Below are 20,831 nucleotides of genomic sequence, written 5' to 3' on the forward strand. Positions count from 1 at the left end.
CGGATTGGCGGCGCGCTTTCTCCAGGCGCCGCCGCCTCTCCTGATGTCGAGGAAAATCGCGTGCACTGGTCCAAACCCCTAAGGCTGCATCTCGGCGTCCTCGTCGTCGCATCGCTGCTCTGTACCTCGACGCCAATCATCTGGCTGGCCTTCAGCCATGGCCGCGAGGCGGCTGTCAGCGCCGGCGTGCAGCAGATGCGCGAAATGAGCCTGCGGCTGATCGAGGGCTACCGCAACACGCTGCAGGGCGGCACCGAGGCGGTCGCCCTCGCCTCGACCTTGCCGCAGCTCGCCTCCCCGCCGCCGCAGGATCTGCAGGCAAAGCAGGAATTTCTGATCGAGGCCCTGCGCAACATTCCGAATGCCACCAGCATCTACACCGGCTACCCCGACGGCTCCTATGTGCAGGTCATCAACACCGGCAGGCGCGATGTGCGCCAAACCCTTGCGGCGCCGGATGGCACCGCCTTCGCGATCAGAACCATCGCCGAGCGGCAAAGCGCCGACGTCATTTCGACGCTCCGTTTTCTCGACAATCAGGCAAGACCGCTCGGCGAGAAGAACATCGACTACGCCTCCTTCGATCCGCGCCAGCGCCCATGGTATCAATCCGCCGTTCGCGACGGACAGGCGATCTCGATCGGTCCCTATGTCGCCGGAACGCTTCAGGTCCCGACGCTGACCGTCGCCGCGCCGATGCGCGACAACGCCAAGGTCGTCGTCGGCATCAATATCCACCTGCAAACCGTCGGCCGCCTGCTCGATGCGCAGGGTATCGCGCCGCGTGCACGCGCTTACATCATCGATGATGCAGACGATCTGGTTGCCCATTCCGATCCGGCCATCATGCAGAGGCTGCTCGACATCTGGTCGAAAAGCACGGGCCCAGCCGATACCACCGCCAACAGTTTCGACAGCAGCCTCGAAACCGTGGCGCGGCTGCGCCACGACCCGGCCTTTGCCAATGGCGGCTTGGCACGCATCGAGCTCGACGGCGAAAGACACCTGCTGCAGATCGCCCCGGTCAGCGTCTCCGGCCTGTTCAAGGGGGATGTCGTCGCCATCGTCGTGCCGCTGGAGGATCTGGTGGCACAGGCCAACCGGCTGCTGATCCACAATCTCCTGATCGCCGCGGGGTTCCTGATCGCCGGTGTCGCGGCATCGGTGATCCTGTCGCGCATCGTCAGCCGCTCGCTGAACAGGCTTGCCGACGAGGCCCGGCGGATCGGCGATCTCGATGTCGGCGAGAAGGCGGCCTCGCATTCCTGGATCTCGGAGATCAACACGCTGGCGACGGCGCTGGCCGCAAGCCGCCACGCCATCCGCCAGTTTGCGCTCTATGTGCCGCGCGAAGTGGTCCGGCGGATCGTCGGTTCCGAAGACCGCACGATGGTCAAGGCGAGACGGCAGGAGGTCACCGTCCTCTTCACCGATATCCGTGACTTCACCACCATATCCGAGCAGCACTCGCCCGAGGACGTCGTCGATATACTCTCGGCCTATTTCGAGCTCTTGAACACCATCGCCGAGCGCCATGGCGGCACCGTCGTCCAGTATCTCGGCGACTCCATCTTCGTCATGTGGAATGCCCCCGTCGAAGATTTGAGACATGCCGAGAACGGCTGCCGCTGCGCGCTCGCGATGAAGGCGGCGATCGATGCGATGAACGAAACCAATGCCGGAAACAGCCTGCCGGAACTCTTCACCCGCTTCGGCCTGCACACCGGCCCCGCCGTCGTCGGCAGCTTCGGCGCCATCTCGCGGCAGCAATACACGGCCATGGGCGACACGATCAACGTCGCCTCGCGGCTGGAGGGGCTAAACAAGCAGTTCAACACCTCGATCCTGGTGAGTGCCGCAACACGCGATGCCGTTGCCGGGCAGTTCGAAATGCACCCGCTCGGTCTGGTGCAGGTCAAGGGGCGCGCCGAGAAGGTGGATATATGGGAGCTTGCGGGGGTAAGCAGCGAGGAGAACATCGACGAACGGAAAGTCGCCGGATGATATAGCAGCCGCTTCGCGCCAGAGCGGCGGCGTATTGCTTTGCGGACGAATTGCGATAATACGAATTCACTCACCACGGACCCGGTGAAACTCCGGGTGGCTCTTCTGGCCGCCGATCCGCCAGACCACGCAAAACCTGCATGCCAATCAACCGGCCGCTCGAAAGAGCGCGCTCGTCATGCTTTGCGAGAACTCATCACATGCAATTTTCTTCCGTCCGCAGGGATTGGTCCGCCAATCCCAGGCGCGAAATGCTCGCTGGAGCCGTCGCGACATTCGCTTTGATCCCGGAGGTCATCGCTTTCTCCTTCGTCGCCGGCGTCGATCCTCAGGTCGGCCTGTTCGCGTCCTTTGTCATCGGCATCGTCATTGCCTTCACGGGCGGCCGTCCGGCGATGATATCGGCTGCTGCAGGGTCCGTCGCCCTCGTCGCGGCACCGCTGGTCCATGCTCACGGACTTCATTACCTCTTCGCAGCCGGATTGCTGGCGGGGCTGTTTCAGATCGCCTTCGGCATTCTGCGCCTCGGCGTCCTGATGCGCTATGTCTCGAAATCCGTGCGAACGGGCTTCGTCAATGCGCTGGCAATCCTGATCTTCGCCGCTCAGCTGCCGCACATCATCCACGGAGACTGGCTTGCCTATGGCATGCTGGCCGCGGGTCTGGTGATCATCTACCTTGCGCCGCGAATGACCACCGCCATCCCGTCTCCGTTGATTTGCATTCTCATCCTGACGGTCGCTGCGATCTCATTCAACCTTCCGGTCATGAGGATTGCCGACCTCGGCAAACTTCCCGATTCCCTCCCGATCTTCGGCTGGCCCGCCGTCCCGATCACGCGCGAAACGCTGACGATCATCGCCGGACCGGCGCTGGCCATTGCCATGGTCGGACTGCTGGAATCGATGATGACGGCGAGCGTCGTTGACGATCTGACCGGAACGCCGAGTTCGAAGAACAGGGAATGCACCGGCCTCGGCATCGCCAATATGGCCTCCAGCTTGTTCGGCGGAATCGCCGGATGCGGCATGATCGGCCAGACGGTGAGCAATGTGAAATACGGCGGCCGCGGCCGGCTCTCCACTCTCTTCGCCGGCGCGTTGCTGCTCGTGCTGATGGTGCTGCTGAAGCCTTGGGTCTCTCAGGTTCCGGTCGCCGCACTCGTTGCCATCATGGTCATGGTGTCTATCGACACCTTCGACTGGTCGTCGTTGAAGACGATGGTCGTTCACCCGAAAATGTCGAGCGCCGTCATGCTCGTGACCGTTCTCGCCACGGTGTTCAGCGCCAACCTGGCTCTGGGTGTCACCGTCGGCGTCCTGCTGAGCGGCGTGTTCTTCATGTTCAAGGTGGCCCGTCTCCTGCAGGTGAAAACGGAGATCGACGCAGATGCCGGTCAGGTCAGATATCTGGTGTCGGGGCAGGTATTTTTTGCCTCGGCCGACGTCTTCATCGACGCATTCGACATCGAGCAGTCCAAGGGCATGAACGTGACGATCGACGTTTCACAGGCGCATTTCTGGGACATCACGGCAGTCGCCGCACTCGATCGGGTCGTAGACCGTTTCAATACCCATGGCATCGCATCCCGTGTCTTGGGATTGAATGATGCCAGTGCGACTCTGATCAAGAGCCTGGATGGCTCAACGAAGCTTGAAGAAATCTGACCGCACCTCGGCAGCGGGATCGATGACGGCAGATCGTCGTCATCGATCGTTTGCTCAAGGGAAGCCCTACCCCAACGCGTTCTGCGCCGCGCAGATCCGGTCGATCAGCGCATCGAACTCGCCCTTCGACGGGCGGTTCTTCGCCAGACGCTGCTTCAGATGCAGGATCGGTTCCGCCAGGATGTCGTCGAGGTTCTCGGCACAGGTGAAATCGCCCGCCACGCGCTTGACCTTCGAATTGTCGAAGATGGCGGTCCAGGCCTTGTCGCCGACCAGCGGACCGACCCAGTCCGGATTGTACTTGATCAGCGTGTCGGTCGGGACATGGACGATCTTGGCCTCGACGCCGAGCAGCCGCGCGATCGCTTTCTGAATGTCGTTCCAGATATGCGCGCGGTCGGAAGTGATGTGGAAGATCTCACCGAGCGCCGCCTGCTTGCCGAACAGTCCGGCAAAGGGAACGGCGAAATCGACGGAACGCGTCAGGGTCCAGGGCGTGTGGCCATCGCCGGCGACGATCGTCGGCTCGCCATCCAGCATGCGCCGCGCCATGATATCGCTCTCGCCCATCATGATCGGCAGGCCGGTGCGGACGGTATGGCTGGGCCGGACGATCGTCCAGGCGAGATTGCCGGATTTTTTAAGCAGCTCCTCGCAGGCGATCTTCGCCTGGCTGTAGGGCCAATAGGGATTGATGGCAGGCGTGTTCTCGGTGATCACGTAATGGCGCGCCGGCTTTTCATAGACCGAGGCCGACGAGATGAAGATGTACTGGCCGCAATGGCCCGAGAATATCTCGATATCACGGGCGATCTGATCCGGTGTGAAGGCGATGAACTGGCAGACCACGTCGTAATTGGCCTTGGCGAGATCGGCATAGGCTGCCGATCCGATTTCGCCGGTTATCGAGGTTACGCCGGCAGGCAGCGGATCGCCCCTGAGCCCGCGGTTGAAGACGCTGACATGGTGCCCCTGCGCAACCGCACGCTCGACGCAGGGATAGGAGATCTGGCCGGTACCGCCGATGAAAAGCACGTTCAAAGCCATGGAAGAGACCTCGGTATGTGATGGGCAGGATCTGTGGTTGCTTTTCATAGCGCGAATGGGCCTGATCGTCTCCCGCAAATGCTAGGGGCGCGCCGCGGCCGGAAAGCGGTGCCAAGATACAAGCCGATGTCGGAACCCTGGCTGTCCGGACGTCTTCAAGACAGACATGCTCTGGAGGAAAAGATGACGATCACCATCACCGCCTTTGAATGCTCGCCCGATCGCGGCCGCGGAATGGCCCGCGACATGCGCGTTCGCTGGGCACTCGAAGAAGTCCAGCAACCCTATGAGGTCCGTCTCGTGTCCTTCGAGGCGATGAAGCAACCCGCCCATCTGGCGCTCCAGCCTTTCGGGCAAATCCCGACCTACGAAGACGGCGACCTGGCGATCTTCGAGTCCGGCGCCATCATTCTCCATATCGCCGAACAATTCCACGGCCTGCTGCCTGCGGACCAGAGCGGCCGGGCACGGGCTATCGCTTGGCTGTTCGCCGCCGTCAGCACCATCGAGCCGGCGATTGTCGAACGGGAGGCGACCGGCTTTCTGGAGCGCAACGAGAGCTGGTACGAACAACGCCTGCCCCTCCTCACCGGCCGTATCCGCAAGCGGCTGGCCAAGCTGTCACGACGGCTCGGCACCGCCGATTGGCTGGACGGCGATTTCAGCGCCGGTGACCTGCAGATGATCTCGGTGCTTCAGCGGCTGAAAAGCTCCAATCTGCTCGATGAATTCCCGAACCTAGCGGCCTATGTCGCACGCGGCGAGGCACGGCCAGCCTACAAGCGCGCATTCGACGCCCAGCTGGCGGTTTTTCTGGCCTCCTCGCAGAGCTGACCAAGGCTCTCCGAAGCCGAAATCATCTGCGGCATCCGGTAGCATTCGCCGCCGGATGCCATTGATTTCCAGCGGCTCCGCCGTAGATGACGGCACATCCCTGCAATATGTCGCAAACGGCGTTGTGTTGCTGCCAAATCGGCCTATTATTGTTAGCCGGGCAAACAAAAATCCGTCACTGCGCAGCAATTTCAACGAATTGGCAATGACGTGATTCTAATATGCACAGCATTGCAAACGCCAACCAAGAAGAAGACTGCTGATAATGGAATCCACGATCGTCATGATAAACCTGTTCGGTGCCGTAGCCTTGCTGCTATTCGGCCTGGCGCAGGTCAAGGATGGCGTGTCGCGGGCCTTCGGCGCCAAGCTCCGGACAGGGCTTGCGACCGGCACGCGCAGCGGTCTGCGCTCCTTCTTCTCCGGTTTCGTCGCCACCGTCGCATTGCAAAGCTCGACGGCAACGGCGCTGATGGTCGCCTCCTTCGTCGAGCGTGAGCTGGTCAAGCCGCGCATGGCGCAGATCGTGCTGCTCGGCGCCAATGTCGGCACCGCCGTCACCGCCTGGATCGTCGCCACCGGCATCGAATGGCTGTCGCCGCTCGTCATCCTCGCCGGCATCGTGCTTTATCGCAGCGGCTCCACCTCCCGCCAAGGCGGCGGCACGGCGCTGATCGGCATCGGCCTGATGCTCCTGTCGCTGCATCTGCTCAGCAGCGCCACAGAACCGATGCGCCAGTCGCCGGCACTCGCGGCCTTCGTCGGCCTGCTCGACAATGCATGGCCGGTGGCGCTCGCCTTCTCGGCGGGCATTGCCTTCATCTCCTCGTCCAGCCTGGCCGCCGTCGTGCTGATCCTGTCGTTGGCATCAACAGGCATCCTCTCTGCGGATCTGGTGATCATCCTGGTGCTCGGCGCCAATCTCGGCGGCGCCATTCCGCCGGTTGTCGCCTCGCTCTCCGGCCCGGCTTCGGCCAAGCGTGTCACGCTCGGCAATCTGATCGTCCGTGCCATCGGCTGTCTTATCGCCCTGCCGCTCGCCGGTTACGGGGCGGAACTGCTGGAGCTTCTCCCGCTGGCACCTGAAAAGCTGCCCGTCGACGCCCATCTCGGCTTCAACCTGATGCTTGCCGCCGTCGCCTGGCCCTTCTCGCGCCTGCTGTCGAAGCTGATGCTGCGCCTGGTGCCGGAAGAAGCGCAGCCCGACAACGCCCCGAAATATCTGGATCAGGGCGAACTCTCGACCCCGGTCGTGGCTCTCGCCAGTGCCACGCGCGAAACGCTTGGTGTCGGCGATCTCATCGAGCGCATGCTGATGCGCGCCTCCGATGCCTTCGAGAAGGACGATCTTGCCAAGCTCAAGGAAATTCCCTCGCTCGAAAAGCGCGTCGACAGCCTGCAGCAGGAAGTGAAGATCTATCTCTCCAAGCTCGGCCGCGAAGGCCTCAGCGAGGAAAACGGACGCCGCTCGATCGTCATCATCGACTATGCGATCAACCTCGAACATATCGGCGATATCATCGAGAAGGGTCTGCTGCCGCAGGTCACCAAGAAGGCTTCGCTCGGCCTGAAATTCTCTGAGGACGGCTATGAGGAGCTGAAGAAGCTCTTCCACCTGACGATCGACAATCTTCGCATCGCCCAGACGATCTTCGTCACCCGCGATTTCAAACTCGCCAAGCAGATGATGGAAGTGAAGGTCGAGGTCCGCAGGATGGAGAAGCAGTCCTCCGAGCGCCACCTGGAACGCCTGCGCGACGGCCGCGCCGACAGCCTGCAGACCAGCTCGCTGCATCTCGACATGCTGCGCGACCTGAAGCGCATCAACGCCCATATCGTCTCCGTCGCCCACCCGATCATGGACGAGCATGGCCTGCTGATCGAAAGCCGCCTCAAGGACGCTGCGGAATAGGGATCGCAGTCAATCTGCCGATGGCAGGCGGCGCATCGTGAATTCTATCTGATCATTGTCCAGCTGCCGCCAGCTCTCGACCTCGGTCCAGTAGGCTGCCTTCGGATATTCGGCAAACCATTCGCGGGCCTTGGCCCGCGCATCGAGCAGCGCAAGCCGGTATGTTTCGCGCACGAAGCGGTCCGCGCCCGTTCGGGGCGTCCCCTCGGCACGATGCCGCTCGATCCTTCGTTTCAAGCCGTCGAATGACGGAGGTCCCGGAATTTTATTCATGAAACCTACCTCTGCCGGAAAAAGGTAGTATCGAAGCCGCTAATTTGCGAGTCGAATCTTGACTGCGGCCTTCCGCCTGCTGGCGACTGGCGTTCCTAGCTGATAGGAGGCGTCGCAATCAGGAATGACGGGTCGCGGCTCCGGCTGCGGCCTATGGGGGTTAGTATGGAAAGACCAGTATTGCCGGCAGGCCTTCCCGCCGACATCGAAGACAAGAAGCTTGCGGCCCAGACGTGGTTCCGGCAGCTGCGCGACACGATCTGTTCCACCTTCGAGGCACTGGAAGACGAACTCGCCGGACCGATGTCCGATCGCGAGCCGGGCCGGTTTATCGGCAAGGACTGGTCGCGCGACAATGGCGCAGGTGGCGGTGGCCGCATGTCGATGATGCATGGCCGCGTCTTCGAAAAGGTCGGTGTCCACACCTCGACCGTCTATGGCGAATTCGCACCCGATTTCCGCGCCCAGATCCCCGGTGCAAACGAGGACCCGCGCTTCTGGGCCTCCGGCATTTCGCTGATCGCCCATCCCGTGAATCCGAATGTGCCCGCCGTCCACATGAACACCCGCATGGTCGTGACCTCCACCCGCTGGTTCGGCGGCGGTGCGGATCTGACGCCGGTTCTCGACCGGCGCCGCAGCCAGGAAGACGAAGATACCCAGCTCTTCCACAAATCACTGGAGCTAGCCTGCCGCCAGCACGCGGTTGCCGACTACGATGCCTACAAGAAGTGGTGTGACGAATATTTCTTCCTGAAGCACCGCAACGAGCCGCGCGGCACCGGCGGCATCTTCTACGACTGGCTGCATTCGAGTCCTGACGCCGGCGGCTGGGAGGCCGATTTCGCCTTCACACAGGACGTTGGCCGGGCCTTTGCCGCAGTTTATCCACAGATTGTTCGCGCCAATTTCAACAAACAGTGGACGGAACAGGATCGTGAGGAACAATTGATTCGTCGCGGCCGCTATGTGGAGTTTAATCTTCTCTACGATCGCGGTACCATCTTCGGGTTGAAGACGGGTGGCAATATCGAGTCGATTCTCTCGTCCATGCCGCCGACGGTGAAATGGCCGTAGGCGCCGCAGATCAGACTGTACGATAACGTACGGGTAAAAACATGTTGAATGCCCTTCAAGAAGGGTGAACGCGTTCTAAATCAATTTGTATGTGCATAACAATCGGAGGAGGATTGTCCATGACGATACAAAGCGGTTCATCCGCAGATGCGCAGCAATCATCCCGCGTAATCGATGCCCCGGAATTTCTGAGCCGTCTCGCAGAAGACATGCGGGCGAAAAGTGGCTCGGATCTGCCCCTTTCCTGCTTCATCGAGCAGGTCAAGCTCCAGCTCGCCGGCGGAAAATCGCCGGAAGAGCTGCAGGGACAGGGCCGCGAAAGCGCCAATTCCAACACGCCCTACCAGTCTTCGGACTGCTACCGTTTCTGGGCGATGCCGGAATAAGCCTATCAATCCGGCCGATCGCCGCGATCGGCCGGAACCTTCTCCCCTCTTTGCACATTCAAGCTACGCGTGAATTTGCGCGATCCTGTCACGTTCCGGATCAAGGAGGATACAATGCGACTTTTCGAATGTGGTACACTCGTTCCAGGCTGCGACTGGCATACCCGTGCCAATGACGACGCCGAAGTCGTCCGCCGCGCGGTCGAACATATGAAGACCGCCCACGGCGAGACCACCATCCGCGAAAACATGGTCGACAATATCAAGGCCCGCATCCGCAACGAAGCGAACGCGGCCTGATCATTTCGTGATATCGTTGAGCCGGGCGAGCAGCGCCGCCCGGTCGGCAACGAAATTCTCATCGACCCATTGCTCTTCGAGCGTCTGTAACAGCTGGCCGACGCGCGGACCAGACGGTATGCCGGACGCCATCACGTCGCCGCCGCTCAGCGGAAATTTCGGCTTCTGCCACCGCTCCGCCTGATCGAGCAGCTTGCCGAGACGCGCAGCCCGGCTCATCTCCTTCATGTCGCCTTCCGCCTTGCTCCGCGCCACCGCGAGCGCCAGCTTCAGCCGTGCGATGATGCCTTCGGGCGCATTGCGGTAAAGCAGCCGGCCAAAGGCGGCAGACGAAATCTCGTCGTTCACGGGAACCGCAAGCGCCCAGGTTTTCAGCCAGGCGGCTTCGGCATTGGCAAGCTTCAGCCGCGCCGACATCGCCACCAGGCGGGGAACGTCTGGCGGCACGATCGAAGCCAGCCGGAGCAGCGGATCGGGCTTCCAGCCCAGCGCCTCCTCGGTCGCTACCAGCCCCGGAATGGCGTCGATGCCCCACTTCTCCGTTTCTGGCAGTATCTCGTTCAGCGTCGCGACGGTCCGCATCCAGAGCAGCGCGCGGCCGGGATCTTTGGCCGACAGCAGCTTGCGAAGCTCGGACCAGACACGCTCGGCCGAAAGCGTTGAGAGCTTCGAGCTCGCCGTGGCGGAAGCCTTCAGCCCGGCGGCATCCGGCCTGCCGGAGCCGTAATAGGCGAAGAAACGGAAGAAGCGCAGGACCCGCAGGTAATCCTCTGATATCCGCGTCGCCGCGTCGCCGATGAAGCGGATGTTGCGCGTCTCGATATCCGCAAGCCCGCCGACGAGATCGATCACCTCGCCTGCCGCATTGGCATAGAGCGCATTGATCGTCAGGTCGCGCCGCTCCGCGTCAACCTGCCAATCGGTGCTGAAGGCGACCTTGGCGTGCCGTCCATCGGTTTCGACGTCGGTGCGCAGCGTCGTCACCTCGAAGGGCTTGCCGTCGAGAACCAACGTCACCGTACCATGCGCGATCCCTGTCGGCACCGCCTTGATACCCGCGGCCTTCGCCCGCTCGATCACCGCTTCCGGCGTCAGCGTCGTGGCCATATCGATGTCGCTGACATCGAGCCCCATCAGGCTGTTGCGCACCGCGCCGCCGACGACCCGGCCCTCGCCGCCATCGGCATTCAGCAGCGAAAAGACGCGCGAAAGGCGCGGATCCTGAAACCAGGCTTCGTGAGCCACACTGGTCATGCATACATTCTTTCGTAAATCGTGCGGATGATGCCGGCGGTAATGCCCCAGATCATCCATTCCTCATAGGGCATGCGGTAAAACTGGCGCTGCACTCCGTTCCAGGGGCGGCTGTCGAGTGCGTGATTATCAGGGTTCATCAGGAATGACAGCGGAACCTCGAAAACGCTTTCCACCTCATCCGGGCTCGGCGTCAGCGTGAAGCCGGGCTTGATGACGGCAAGAACCGGGGTGATGCGGAAGCCGGTCGCCGCCAGATAATCCGGCAGGCGGCTGACCGGTTCGATGAACATGTCGGCGAGGCCGATCTCCTCGCCCGCCTCGCGGATCGCCGCCATCTCGAGCGAGTCGTCGGTCGGATCCATCGAACCGCCCGGAAAGGCGATCTGTCCGGAATGCTTGCGCAGTGTCTCGGTGCGCTTGGTCAGGATCACCCGCGCGTCGTCGCCATCGTCGATAACAGGCACCAGCACCGCCGCATCGCGCAGCTTGATGGTCTCGACATAGGGCAGAAGATCCTGGTTGATCAGGTGATCGCCATGGTCGCGCCAGGCGAGGTCGATCGGCCCGCCCTTCTGGTTCAGCGCCCGGCGGCGGAATTCATCGGCCGAATAAAGCGGATAGCGGGATGCAATCGGTTCGCTCATCGGGACAGCGCGTCCAGTTCATCCGCAGGCATGACGGGAAAGATGCGCCCGCCGGATCGCAGGCAGAACATCTGACGCCCCTCCACCTCGATCACTTCGCCAAGCTCGACCAGTTCATACATCACAGAACGCGCAACCAGCGCCTCCAGCCTGCCGCGCACATGCAGATAGGGCTTCAGCTCGCTGTTGTCGCCATGGATGACGAAACGCAGCGCATGCTCGTCTCCGGCCTCGACGACATCGCCGGTATTGGTGCGAAACGTCAGCACCTGGGTCTCCCCACGTCCCGTCACACTCATCTCGACGGCGAGAAACGGCGCATCGGCGACGCGGATGCCGACCTTTTCCACAGGAGTCACAAGATAGGTCTTGCCGTCCTCATCCTTGCGCAGGACCGTCGAAAAAAGGCGGACAAGCGGCGCCCGGCCGATCGGCGTGCCCATGTAGAACCATGTGCCGTCGGCGCGGATTTCCATGTCGATATCGCCGCAAAAGGGCGGATTCCACTTGTCCACGGGCGGAAGACCGCGCGTTTTGCCACCGGTCTCGCCGGCGGCACGCGAAATCAGCGCGGCCAGCCCCGCTGCATCTTCGCTCGCCCTGATCTCTTCGCCTGCCATTCTTCTGTCCCGGTTTGCACTTAACGAGGGGAAGTCACGAGATAGTCATTCGAAACGAACTTGTCAGCCCGCAACATCTTCATAACTCTATCGGGTATGAGGCAGAGGTGTAAGTCCGCCGATTCGCGACGAATGATTTAGCCGTTGGAGATGCCTGATGGGTATGATGAAGACCGAAGACAGCCTCGATGAAAAGGCGATCATTGCCGCCGCCGAAAAGGCGCTTGCCGATATCGCCCTTGTCCGTGAAGAAGTTTCGAAGGTGATCTTCGGTCAGGAAAGCGTTGTCGAGAACACGCTTCTCGCCGTGCTTTCGGGCGGCCATGCGCTGCTGGTCGGTGTTCCCGGCCTTGCCAAGACCAAGCTCGTCACCACGCTGGGCGAAGTGCTCGGCCTCGGCGCCAACCGCATCCAGTTCACGCCCGACCTGATGCCTTCGGATATTCTCGGCTCCGAAGTCATGGACCAGGACGAGAGCGGCCGCCGCTCCTTCCGCTTCGTCAAGGGACCGGTCTTTGCCCAGCTGCTGATGGCCGACGAAATCAACCGCGCCTCGCCGCGCACCCAGTCGGCGCTGCTGCAGGCCATGCAGGAATATCACATCACCGTCGCCGGCCAGCGCTACGACCTGCCGGCGCCGTTCCACGTTCTTGCCACCCAGAACCCGCTGGAGCAGGAAGGCACCTATCCGCTGCCCGAAGCACAGCTCGACCGCTTCCTGATGCAGGTCGACGTCAACTATCCGGAGCTTGCTGCCGAGCGGCAGATCCTGCTCGAAACCACCGGCCTCAGCGAAACCAAGCCGCAGGCCGTGCTCGATGCCGGCAGGCTGACGCAGATCCAGAGCCTGATCCGCCAGATGCCGGTCAGCGACAAGGTGGTCGATGCCATCCTCGCCCTCGTGCGCTCGGCCCGTCCCGGCCAGGGCAATGCCGCGACCGACAAGCATGTCGCCTGGGGTCCCGGCCCGCGCGCCGGCCAGGCGATGATGCTCTGCGCCCGCGCACGCGCACTCTACGAAGGCCGCCTCGCGCCTTCGCTCGATGACGTCTATGCTCTGGCCGAACCCGTGCTCGAACATCGCATGGCGCTCACCTTCGCCGCCCGCGCCGAAGGCATGTCGGTCCGCGATGTGATTGCCGGCCTCGTCAAGCAGGCCCGGGGATAAGAACAAGGATAGAGAACGCGTGGCGTCTATCGGACAGATCGTCAATCCGACACCGGGCAGCGATGCGCTTGCACGAGCAAGGCAACGCGCCTCGCTGGTGCCCGATTGTCTGGTCGAAGCCAAGCGCATCGCCAACACGGTGATCGCCGGCTGGCACGGCCGCCGCAAGCGCGGCATCGGCGAGAATTTCTGGCAGTTCCGCCCCTATACCGAAGGCGAAAGCCTGTCGCGCATTGACTGGCGCCGCTCGGCCCGCGACGACCACACCTATATCCGCGAACGCGAATGGGAAGCCGCCCACACGATCTGGCTCTTTGCCGACATGTCACCGTCGATGATGTACAAATCGACGCTCGGCAGCGTGTCCAAGGAAAGCCGTGCGCTCGTCATCATGCTGGCGCTCGCCGAAATCCTGGCGCGCTCAGGCGAACGCATCGGCTGCCCCGGCGTCATGGAGCCGGTGTCGGCACGCAATGCCGCCGAGCGTCTGGCAACCGCGCTGATGCATTCGCAGCTCACCGGCGGCCTGCCCGAAGTGGCGATGATCCGAGGCTGGAGCGATCTGGTGCTGATCGGTGATTTTCTCGATGATGCCGATGCCGTCATGGCGCGGCTGACGCCGCTTGCCCGCCGCGGCCTGCGCGGCCATGTCGTCGAAGTGGCCGATCCGGCCGAGGAAATCTTCCCCTATAGCGGCCGCACCGAATTCACCGATCCGGAAACCGGCTCCAAGCTCGTCTCCGGCCGCGCCGAGAATATCCGTGACGCCTACACCCGCGCCTATCTCGCCCGGCGCGACAGTTTAGGCCAGTCGCTGCGCCATCTCGGCTGGACCTTCGTGACCCACCGGACCGACCATCTGGCGTCCGAAGCACTGGTGGCGATCCACATGTATCTCTCCGGCATGCCGGCCAAGGCAACGCATGGAGGGCAGCTGTGAACGCCCTTCCCTTCGCTTTCGCCTATCCCGCCATCCTCGGCGCTCTCATCGCCCTCCCCGTCATCTGGTGGCTGCTGCGTCTCACGCCGCCGCGCCCAAAGACCGAAGTCTTTCCGCCGCTGAAAATCCTCGCGACCGTTCTGAAGCGCGAGGAGACACCGGCGCAGAGCCCCTGGTGGCTGACGCTGCTGCGCATGCTGCTCGCCGCCGCGGTGATCCTGGCGATCGCCGATCCGGTCTTCAATCCGCGCACCAATTCGCTGGCCGCAGGCGGCCCGCTCGTGCTCTTTGTCGACAATAGCTGGGCAACCGCACCCGATTGGGAGCGCCGCGTGCAGACCGCCGAAGCGCTGATCGACGACGCGGAATCCGCAGGGAGCCCCGTCGCCATCGCCTTCACCGCCGACCCGACCAACGATGCCGTGCCCGGCACCGCGGCCGTCGCCCGCGACAAGCTGCGCGCCGCCGAACCCAAGCCACTCGTTCCCGACCGCCAGCGCGCCTTCGAGGCACTGCGTGCGGCCTTGAACGGCACCAAGCCCGGCACGCTCGCCTTCCTGTCCGATGGCGCCGCCTCCAGGGACAACGAAACCGTCGTCCGCGACCTCGCCAACCTGCAGCCGGCAGAACTGCGGCTTGTCGAAGGCGACAGGGCGCAGACCATCGCCATCACCGGTGCTGCCAACGCCGCCGATGCGATGACCGTCACCGCCACCCGCCTCGACACGTCCGCCGCCTCGCAATTGCCGCTGACGGCGCAGGACGCCCAGGGCCGTGCGATCGCCGCCGGTTCCGTGACCTTCCAGCCCGGCCAGTCGGTGGCGACAGGGTCGATCGCCGCGCCCTTCGAGATGCGCAACGATTTCGCCCGCGTCAGCATCGACGCCCATGCGACGGCTGGTTCCGTCCACCTGCTCGACGACGGCTTCAAGCGCCGCCGCGTCGTGCTGCTGTCGGGCGAAGCCGGTGACGAATTCCAGCCGCTGCTTTCGCCGCTCTATTACATCCAGCGCGCCCTGCAGCCCTACGCGGATTTGATCGAACCGAACTCGCCCGATCTCGCCACCTCGATCCCGGATCTTCTTGCGCAGAACCCGTCCGTGATCATCATGGCCGATATCGGCCGTCTGCCGCAGGAAACCTACGAGCCGCTGCAGCGCTGGATCGCCAATGGCGGCACGCTGATCCGCTTCGCCGGTCCGCGCCTTGCCGCAGCCCCCGCCGATGATCCGCTGGTGCCGGTGACGCTGCGCCAGGGCGAGCGTGCGCTCGGCGGCGCTCTCTCCTGGGCCGAACCGCAGCCGCTGGCCGACTTCCCGAATTTCGGACCCTTCGCCGGCATGGCGAGGCCAACCGACGTGACGATCAAGCGGCAGGTGCTCGCCGAGCCGACACCCGACCTTGCCGAACGCACCTGGGCCAGCCTTGCCGACGGCACGCCGCTCGTCACCACCAAGCCGATCAGTGCCGGCCGCATCGTGCTGTTCCATGTCAGCGCCGAGGCCACATGGTCGAACCTGCCGATCTCCGGCAACTTCGTGGAAATGCTCCGCCGTATCGTCCAGCTCTCCCGCTCCGGCGGCGTGACCTCCGAGGCCGGTGCGGCATCGACCGCCGAAGCACTGCCGCCCTTCCGGCTGCTGGACGCCAAGGGCGTGCTGACCACCGAAACCGGAACCGCCCGCCCGCTGATCCCGAACGCCAAGGCCGCACCGGTCTCGAGCTTCGACAATCCGCCCGGACTCTATGGTTCAGAAGATGGCTTTACCGCGTTGAATGTATTGCCTGATAATGCCGAACTGAAGCCGCTGGACACCGCAGGCGTCACCGTCATCCGCGCCGGATTGATCGGCGGCGAGACGTGGTCCGCCAAGCCTGCGCTGTTCCTGATCGCCTTCCTGCTGCTGCTCGCCGACAGCCTGATCGTGATGTTCATGAGCGGCGCCTTCTCGCGCCTTCGCCCCGCCGCCCGCAGCGCCGCGCTGATTGCCGTGGCGATCGCCGCCGGCCTCTTCCTGCAGCCGCATGATCTGCGCGCCGACGATTCCAAACCCGGCGACGACCTGATCCTGCAACGGCTCGACAACACCCATCTCGCCTACGTGGTGACCGGCGAACAGGACGTCGACAATATTTCCGAGCGCGGCCTCGAAGGGTTGACGGAATTCCTCACCTACCGCACGACCTTGGAGCCCGCACCGCCGGTCGGCCTCGACCTGACCAAGGACGAGCTCTCCTTCTACCCGATCATCTACTGGCCGGTTTCCGCCTCCGCCCCGATGCCCTCGACGGCAGCGATCAACCGCATCGACGCCTACATGCGTGCCGGCGGCACGGTGCTCTTCGATACCCGCGACCAGTTCAGCGCCCTCGACAATTCCGGTGGCGCGCAGAGCGCCAATGGCGAGCGGCTGCAGCAGATCCTTGCCAATCTCGACATTCCGCCGCTCGAACCGGTGCCCTCGGACCACGTGCTGACCAAGTCCTTCTATCTGCTGTCGAGCTTTCCCGGCCGCTATGCCGGCAGCCCGCTGTGGATCGAAGCCCGCCAGGACAATCGCGCCAGCGATCCGAAATCCGCCGCCTCCGCCGATGGTGTCTCGCCGATCCTGATCACCGGCAACGATTTTGCAGGTGCCTGGGCGGTCGATGAAAACGGAACGCCGCTGCTGCCCACCGTGCCGCCGGATGAGGCACAGCGCGAATATGCCTACCGCGCCGGCGTCAACATCATGATGTATATGCTGACCGGCAACTACAAGACCGACCAGGTCCACGTCCCCGCCCTCCTCGAACGTCTGGGGCAGTGACATGACGCTCAATTTCGCCCCCTTCATTCCCTGGCCGATCCTTGCCGTCCTCGCCGTGATCGTCGCAGCCGTTGCCACGCTTGCCATCCTGCGCGGCGTCCGCGGCGCTTGGATCCGCACAGTCTCGGCCATCGCCCTGCTTGCCGCCCTCGCCAACCCGCTGCTGATGCAGGAAGACCGCGAACCGCTTTCGACGGTGGTCCCTGTGATCGTCGACCGCAGCCAGAGCCAGCAGACGCCCGAGCGCATCAAGATGACCGACGATGCGCTGGCGCAGCTGAAGGATCGGCTGTCACGCTTCCCCGATATCGAGCCCCGCTATGTCGAGGCGACCGAGCCCGAGGATTCCGACGCGCCCTCCACGCGGCTGTTCAACGCCCTCTCAGCCGCCGTCGCCGACGTTCCGCCCGCCCGTATCGGCGGCGCCATCATGCTGACCGACGGCGAGGTTCACGATGTTCCCGGCGTCAATCAGGCGCTCGGTTTCGAGGCGCCGATCCACGGGCTGATCACCGGCAAGCCCGACGAATTCGACCGCCGCATCGAGGTGATCAAGGCGCCGCGCTTCGGCATCGTTAACGAAGAACAGCAGCTTGTCCTGCGCGTCCTCGACGATGGCCCGAGCCCGGGCGGCACCGCGACCGTCACCGTCAAGCTGAACGGCGACGAGATCGCTACGTTGCAGGCAACGCCGGGTCAGGATACGCCCTTCTCATTCCGCGTGCCGCGCGGCGGCAGCAACGTGCTGGAATTTTCCGTCGCCGCCCTGCCCGGCGAAGTGACGGAAGCCAACAACCGCGCCGTCCACGTCATTGACGGCATTCGCGAAAACCTGCGGGTGCTGCTGGTCTCAGGCGAGCCGCATGCCGGCGAACGCGCATGGCGCAATCTGCTGAAGTCGGATGCTTCGGTGGATCTGGTCCATTTCACCATCCTGCGTCCGCCGGAAAAGCAGGACGGCACGCCGATCAACGAGCTGTCGCTGATCGCCTTCCCGACCCGCGAGCTGTTCGTCGACAAGATCAAGGATTTCGATCTCATCATCTTCGACCGCTATCAGCATCGCGGCGTGCTGCCGATCCTCTATTACGATTACATCGCCCAGTACGTCGAAAACGGCGGTGCGCTGCTGATCGCCGCCGGCCCCGAACATGCCGGCCAGGATTCGATCGCGCTGACGCCGCTGCAATCGGTTCTGCCTGCGGCACCGACGGGCCAGATGATCGAGAAAGCCTTCTATCCACGCCTCTCGGACGAGGGTCGCAAGCACCCGGTCACCCGCGGCCTCGACGGTTCCGCCGACGAGCCGCCGCATTGGGGCCGCTGGTTTCGTTCCGTCGGCGTCGAGCAGCCGCAGGGCCAGACCGTCATGGTCGGAGCCGACAACAATCCTCTGCTGGTCCTGAACCGCGCCGGCCAGGGCCGTGTCGCCATGCTGCTCTCCGATCAGGGCTGGCTCTGGGCCCGCGGCTTCGAGGGCGGCGGTCCGCACGTCTCGCTTTATCGCCGCATCGCCCATTGGCTGATGAAGGAACCGGCACTCGAGGAAGAGGCGCTGACCGCCCGCGCCCAGGGCCGCACGCTTGAGATCACTCGCCAGACGATCGGCGGCGATCCCGGCGAGGCAACCGTCCGCTACCCCTCCGGCAAGACCGAGAACCTGCCGCTCGCCCAGTCCGAGCCCGGCCTCTACAAGGCCGAGAAGAAGATGGACGAGATCGGCCTCTTCGAGATCCGCAACGGCGACCTGACGACCCTCGTCCATGTCGGCGCCGTCGATGCGCCGGAATTCAAGGCGATGGTTTCGACGACTGAAGCCCTGAAGCCGATCACCGACAAGACCCGCGGCCTCGTTGCCCGTGTCTCGGACGCAACTGGCGCCATCGAAGTGCCGCCGGTTCTGCCGGTGCGCGGCCAGATCCGTGTCGCCGACAGCGAGCGGATGCAGATCAAGCTCACCAACGAGACCGTGCTCAAGGGCATCAACACGCTGCCGCTGTTTGCCGGTTTTGCCGGTGTCGGCGTTCTGCTGCTGGCCTTCGGCGCCATGTGGTGGCGCGAAGGGCGCTGAGCGGCTTTGTGCAAAGGCGAGACTCTGATATCGGCAGGCGATAGCAATCGCCGCCGAAGAGTGCAGCCATGGCCCCGCAGAAGCTGAAGGTCACCAAGGTTCTTTCCAAGAAGGACCGCAAGAAGATCGCCGATCCGCTGATCGCCTACAATATCGCCCGCTTCGGCGAGAGCGGCCGCGAAAAGCTGGCGATCCGCCTGCGCCGCGATGACGGCGAGATATCCGGCGGGCTCGTCGGCTACACGGCCCGCGACTGGCTCTATATCGAAATGCTCTTCGTTCCCGAGGAACTGCGCGGCAAAGGCATGGCCGGAACGCTGCTTGAGATGGCGGAAGACGAAGCGAAGCGCCGCGGCTGCATCGGCGCCTTTATCGATACGATGAGCCCGGACGCCCTGAAGGTCTACCAGCGCTATGGCTATGAGACGATCGGCGCGCTCGGCGAATTCGCCGGCGGCCACACCTTCACCTGGCTGAAGAAGCGCTTCGAACCCTAACTAAGCGAAGCCTGGCGCGTTTCCGCATCGATCGCCAGCGCCGCCAGAGCGGCAATCACCAGCAATCCGGCAAACAGCCCGATCGCCACGCCAAGCCCGAGCGTCACCACGAAGGTCATCACCGAGGGCGCGACGAGACCGCCGAGGCGGGCCATGGCGCCCGCAGCACCCATGCCGGTGGCGCGCGATGCGGTCGGATAGAGTTCGGGCGTATAGGCGTAAAGCGCACCCCAGGTGCCGAGCAGCGCGAAGCTCATGATCAGCAGCGATGCGCCGATCAGGAGATCATCGGGCGACAGGACGAACAGCAGGCACCCGGCAGCTGAGAGCAGGCAGAAACCGATCAGCGTTGGCCGCCGTCCCCACGCTTCCACGCCATAGGCCGCAAGCGCATAGCCCGGGATCTGCGCCAGCGCGACGAAGACCAGGAAGCCGTAGCCGCGCACGAAACCGAAGCCCTCGCCCGCCAGCTTTGCCGGCATCCAGGTGAAGACGCCGTAATAGGAAACCGAGACCAGAAACCAGATTGCCAGGATCATCAGGCTGCGGCGGCGAAGATCGGGCGAAAACAGCCCTTCCGAGGCGGCATGCCGCGCGGCCACGATCTCGTCGCCGGCGGCAAGCTGTGGCTTCCCATGGGCTTCGAGCATCCGGTTGACGATCGCCTTGGCGTCGGCAGCCCGGCCCGACCGCAGCAGGTAATGCGGCGATTCCGGCACGAAGAAGCGAAGCGCCACGCCGAGGATTGCCGGTACCGCCGTGACGGCAAAGATATAGCGCCAGGCGTCTGCCACGCCCGCCACACTTGCCGCCCAGGCCGCGAGTGCAACGATCAGCGTCCCGATCGCCCAGAAGCCTTCGAGCATCACCAGCCAGCGGCCACGGTTCTTCGACGGCAGGAATTCGGCCATCATCGCGTAGTCGACCGGCAGCGTGCCGCCAACGGCCATGCCGGTCAGCAGGCGCAGGATCAGCAGGCTGGTAAAATCGGGCGCGAAGATCGACAGCAGGCCAAAGATCGCATCGCAGGCGACGGTGAGGATCAGCACGTAGCGCCGCCCCAAACGATCGGCCAGCCGCCCGAAGACGACGGCACCGATCAGCATGCCCAGGAAGAATACCGTTCCGGTCTGCAGCGCCTGCGCCACGGTGATCTCGAAGGTCGCGGCGATCGAGGCGGCGGTAAAGCCGACGGCCAGCACCTGCATTGCATCCGCTGTCCAGACGAGCCCGAAAATCCCCATCAGCCGCCGCTGGAAAGCACCGGTTCCGGCACGCTCCAGCGCTTCGTCCATCGATAGTCCGCTCATGCCGCCCCCCAGCT

The 20,831-nt window shown here is 63.6% G+C and carries 18 protein-coding genes and 1 other annotated feature; of the genes, 12 read left to right on the forward strand and 6 right to left on the reverse strand.

Going from position 1 to position 20,831, the window contains the following annotated elements:
- The first annotated feature begins 60 nt into the window (after positions 1 to 60).
- Complete coding sequence (locus AC1DNK_RS07810) at positions 61 to 2,004, forward strand: adenylate/guanylate cyclase domain-containing protein (protein WP_477940320.1); 1,944 nt, start codon at positions 61 to 63, stop codon at positions 2,002 to 2,004.
- Between the two features lie 74 nt (positions 2,005 to 2,078).
- Positions 2,079 to 2,134 (forward strand) — a sequence feature (sul1 is cis-regulatory element that is thought to sense ions involved in sulfur or methionine metabolism; They are found in Alphaproteobacteria).
- Between the two features lie 70 nt (positions 2,135 to 2,204).
- The gene (locus tag AC1DNK_RS07815; RefSeq protein ID WP_477940321.1) at positions 2,205 to 3,671 is read left to right on the forward strand and encodes a SulP family inorganic anion transporter; all 1,467 of its coding nucleotides are present in this window, start codon (positions 2,205 to 2,207) and stop codon (positions 3,669 to 3,671) included.
- Positions 3,672 to 3,737: 66 nt separating this feature from the next.
- On the opposite strand, the gene AC1DNK_RS07820 is transcribed toward AC1DNK_RS07815, so the two are convergent.
- Complete coding sequence (locus tag AC1DNK_RS07820; protein WP_477940323.1) at positions 3,738 to 4,718, reverse strand: SDR family oxidoreductase; 981 nt, start codon at positions 4,716 to 4,718, stop codon at positions 3,738 to 3,740.
- A 183-nt stretch (positions 4,719 to 4,901) separates the two neighbouring features.
- On the opposite strand from AC1DNK_RS07820, the gene AC1DNK_RS07825 reads away from it, so the two are divergent.
- Together AC1DNK_RS07825 and AC1DNK_RS07830 are read left to right on the forward strand one after the other, a co-directional pair.
- Positions 4,902 to 5,552 carry a glutathione S-transferase family protein gene (locus AC1DNK_RS07825; protein ID WP_477940324.1) on the forward strand — a complete coding sequence of 217 codons (651 nt, stop codon included), beginning with the start codon at positions 4,902 to 4,904 and terminating at the stop codon, positions 5,550 to 5,552.
- A gap of 265 nt (positions 5,553 to 5,817) precedes the next feature.
- A complete protein-coding gene (locus AC1DNK_RS07830) occupies positions 5,818 to 7,464 on the forward strand; it encodes a Na/Pi cotransporter family protein (RefSeq protein WP_477940326.1) in 1,647 nt (548 codons plus the stop codon).
- 9 nt (positions 7,465 to 7,473) lie between these two features.
- On the opposite strand, the gene AC1DNK_RS07835 is transcribed toward AC1DNK_RS07830, so the two are convergent.
- Positions 7,474 to 7,737 (reverse strand): hypothetical protein, encoded by a 264-nt coding sequence (locus tag AC1DNK_RS07835; protein ID WP_112386242.1) that lies wholly within the window; start codon positions 7,735 to 7,737, stop codon positions 7,474 to 7,476.
- 165 nt (positions 7,738 to 7,902) lie between these two features.
- Between AC1DNK_RS07835 and hemF the strand changes: the two genes are divergently transcribed.
- The 3 genes from hemF to AC1DNK_RS07850 all read left to right on the forward strand — a co-directional run bounded on the left by hemF (position 7,903) and on the right by AC1DNK_RS07850 (position 9,500).
- The gene (hemF, locus tag AC1DNK_RS07840) at positions 7,903 to 8,814 is read left to right on the forward strand and encodes an oxygen-dependent coproporphyrinogen oxidase (protein ID WP_477940327.1); all 912 of its coding nucleotides are present in this window, start codon (positions 7,903 to 7,905) and stop codon (positions 8,812 to 8,814) included.
- Positions 8,815 to 8,933: 119 nt separating this feature from the next.
- Entirely contained in the window at positions 8,934 to 9,200 is a 267-nt protein-coding gene (locus AC1DNK_RS07845; protein ID WP_112386240.1) for a hypothetical protein, read from the forward strand.
- A gap of 114 nt (positions 9,201 to 9,314) precedes the next feature.
- Positions 9,315 to 9,500, forward strand: coding sequence for a DUF1059 domain-containing protein (locus tag AC1DNK_RS07850; protein ID WP_112386239.1), 186 nt, complete (start codon positions 9,315 to 9,317; stop codon positions 9,498 to 9,500).
- Here the strand turns inward: AC1DNK_RS07850 and AC1DNK_RS07855 are convergent, their stop codons facing one another.
- The 3 genes from AC1DNK_RS07855 to AC1DNK_RS07865 are packed head-to-tail and all read right to left on the reverse strand — an operon-like array spanning position 9,501 to position 12,021.
- The gene (locus AC1DNK_RS07855) at positions 9,501 to 10,754 is read right to left on the reverse strand and encodes a CCA tRNA nucleotidyltransferase (RefSeq protein WP_477940328.1); all 1,254 of its coding nucleotides are present in this window, start codon (positions 10,752 to 10,754) and stop codon (positions 9,501 to 9,503) included.
- Positions 10,751 to 11,401, reverse strand: a complete 651-nt coding sequence (locus tag AC1DNK_RS07860) for a CoA pyrophosphatase (protein WP_477940329.1) — start codon at positions 11,399 to 11,401, stop codon at positions 10,751 to 10,753. The genes AC1DNK_RS07855 and AC1DNK_RS07860 overlap by 4 nt, the downstream gene beginning before the upstream one ends.
- Positions 11,398 to 12,021 (reverse strand): DUF1285 domain-containing protein, encoded by a 624-nt coding sequence (locus tag AC1DNK_RS07865; protein ID WP_477940331.1) that lies wholly within the window; start codon positions 12,019 to 12,021, stop codon positions 11,398 to 11,400. Before AC1DNK_RS07865 ends, AC1DNK_RS07860 begins: the two co-directional genes overlap by 4 nt.
- A 157-nt stretch (positions 12,022 to 12,178) precedes the next feature.
- Here AC1DNK_RS07865 and AC1DNK_RS07870 point away from each other — a divergent pair, with 157 nt between their 5' ends.
- The 5 genes from AC1DNK_RS07870 (at position 12,179) to AC1DNK_RS07890 (ending at position 19,507) form a co-directional block, all read left to right on the forward strand.
- A complete protein-coding gene (locus AC1DNK_RS07870; protein WP_310294338.1) occupies positions 12,179 to 13,189 on the forward strand; it encodes an AAA family ATPase in 1,011 nt (336 codons plus the stop codon).
- Between the two features lie 19 nt (positions 13,190 to 13,208).
- Complete coding sequence (locus tag AC1DNK_RS07875) at positions 13,209 to 14,129, forward strand: DUF58 domain-containing protein (protein ID WP_112386234.1); 921 nt, start codon at positions 13,209 to 13,211, stop codon at positions 14,127 to 14,129.
- Positions 14,126 to 16,939, forward strand: coding sequence for a DUF4159 domain-containing protein (locus AC1DNK_RS07880; RefSeq protein WP_477940333.1), 2,814 nt, complete (start codon positions 14,126 to 14,128; stop codon positions 16,937 to 16,939). The genes AC1DNK_RS07875 and AC1DNK_RS07880 overlap by 4 nt, the downstream gene beginning before the upstream one ends.
- 1 nt (position 16,940) lies before the next feature.
- Positions 16,941 to 19,010, forward strand: coding sequence for a hypothetical protein (locus AC1DNK_RS07885; protein ID WP_477940334.1), 2,070 nt, complete (start codon positions 16,941 to 16,943; stop codon positions 19,008 to 19,010).
- 68 nt (positions 19,011 to 19,078) lie between these two features.
- Positions 19,079 to 19,507 (forward strand): GNAT family N-acetyltransferase, encoded by a 429-nt coding sequence (locus tag AC1DNK_RS07890; protein WP_477940335.1) that lies wholly within the window; start codon positions 19,079 to 19,081, stop codon positions 19,505 to 19,507.
- On the opposite strand, the gene AC1DNK_RS07895 is transcribed toward AC1DNK_RS07890, so the two are convergent.
- Positions 19,504 to 20,817 (reverse strand): MFS transporter, encoded by a 1,314-nt coding sequence (locus AC1DNK_RS07895; protein WP_477940336.1) that lies wholly within the window; start codon positions 20,815 to 20,817, stop codon positions 19,504 to 19,506. The two genes, AC1DNK_RS07890 and AC1DNK_RS07895, sit on opposite strands and share 4 nt — an antisense overlap.
- Between the last annotated feature and the right edge of the window lie 14 nt (positions 20,818 to 20,831).

The organism is Rhizobium sp. 01N424, assembly GCF_056399485.1.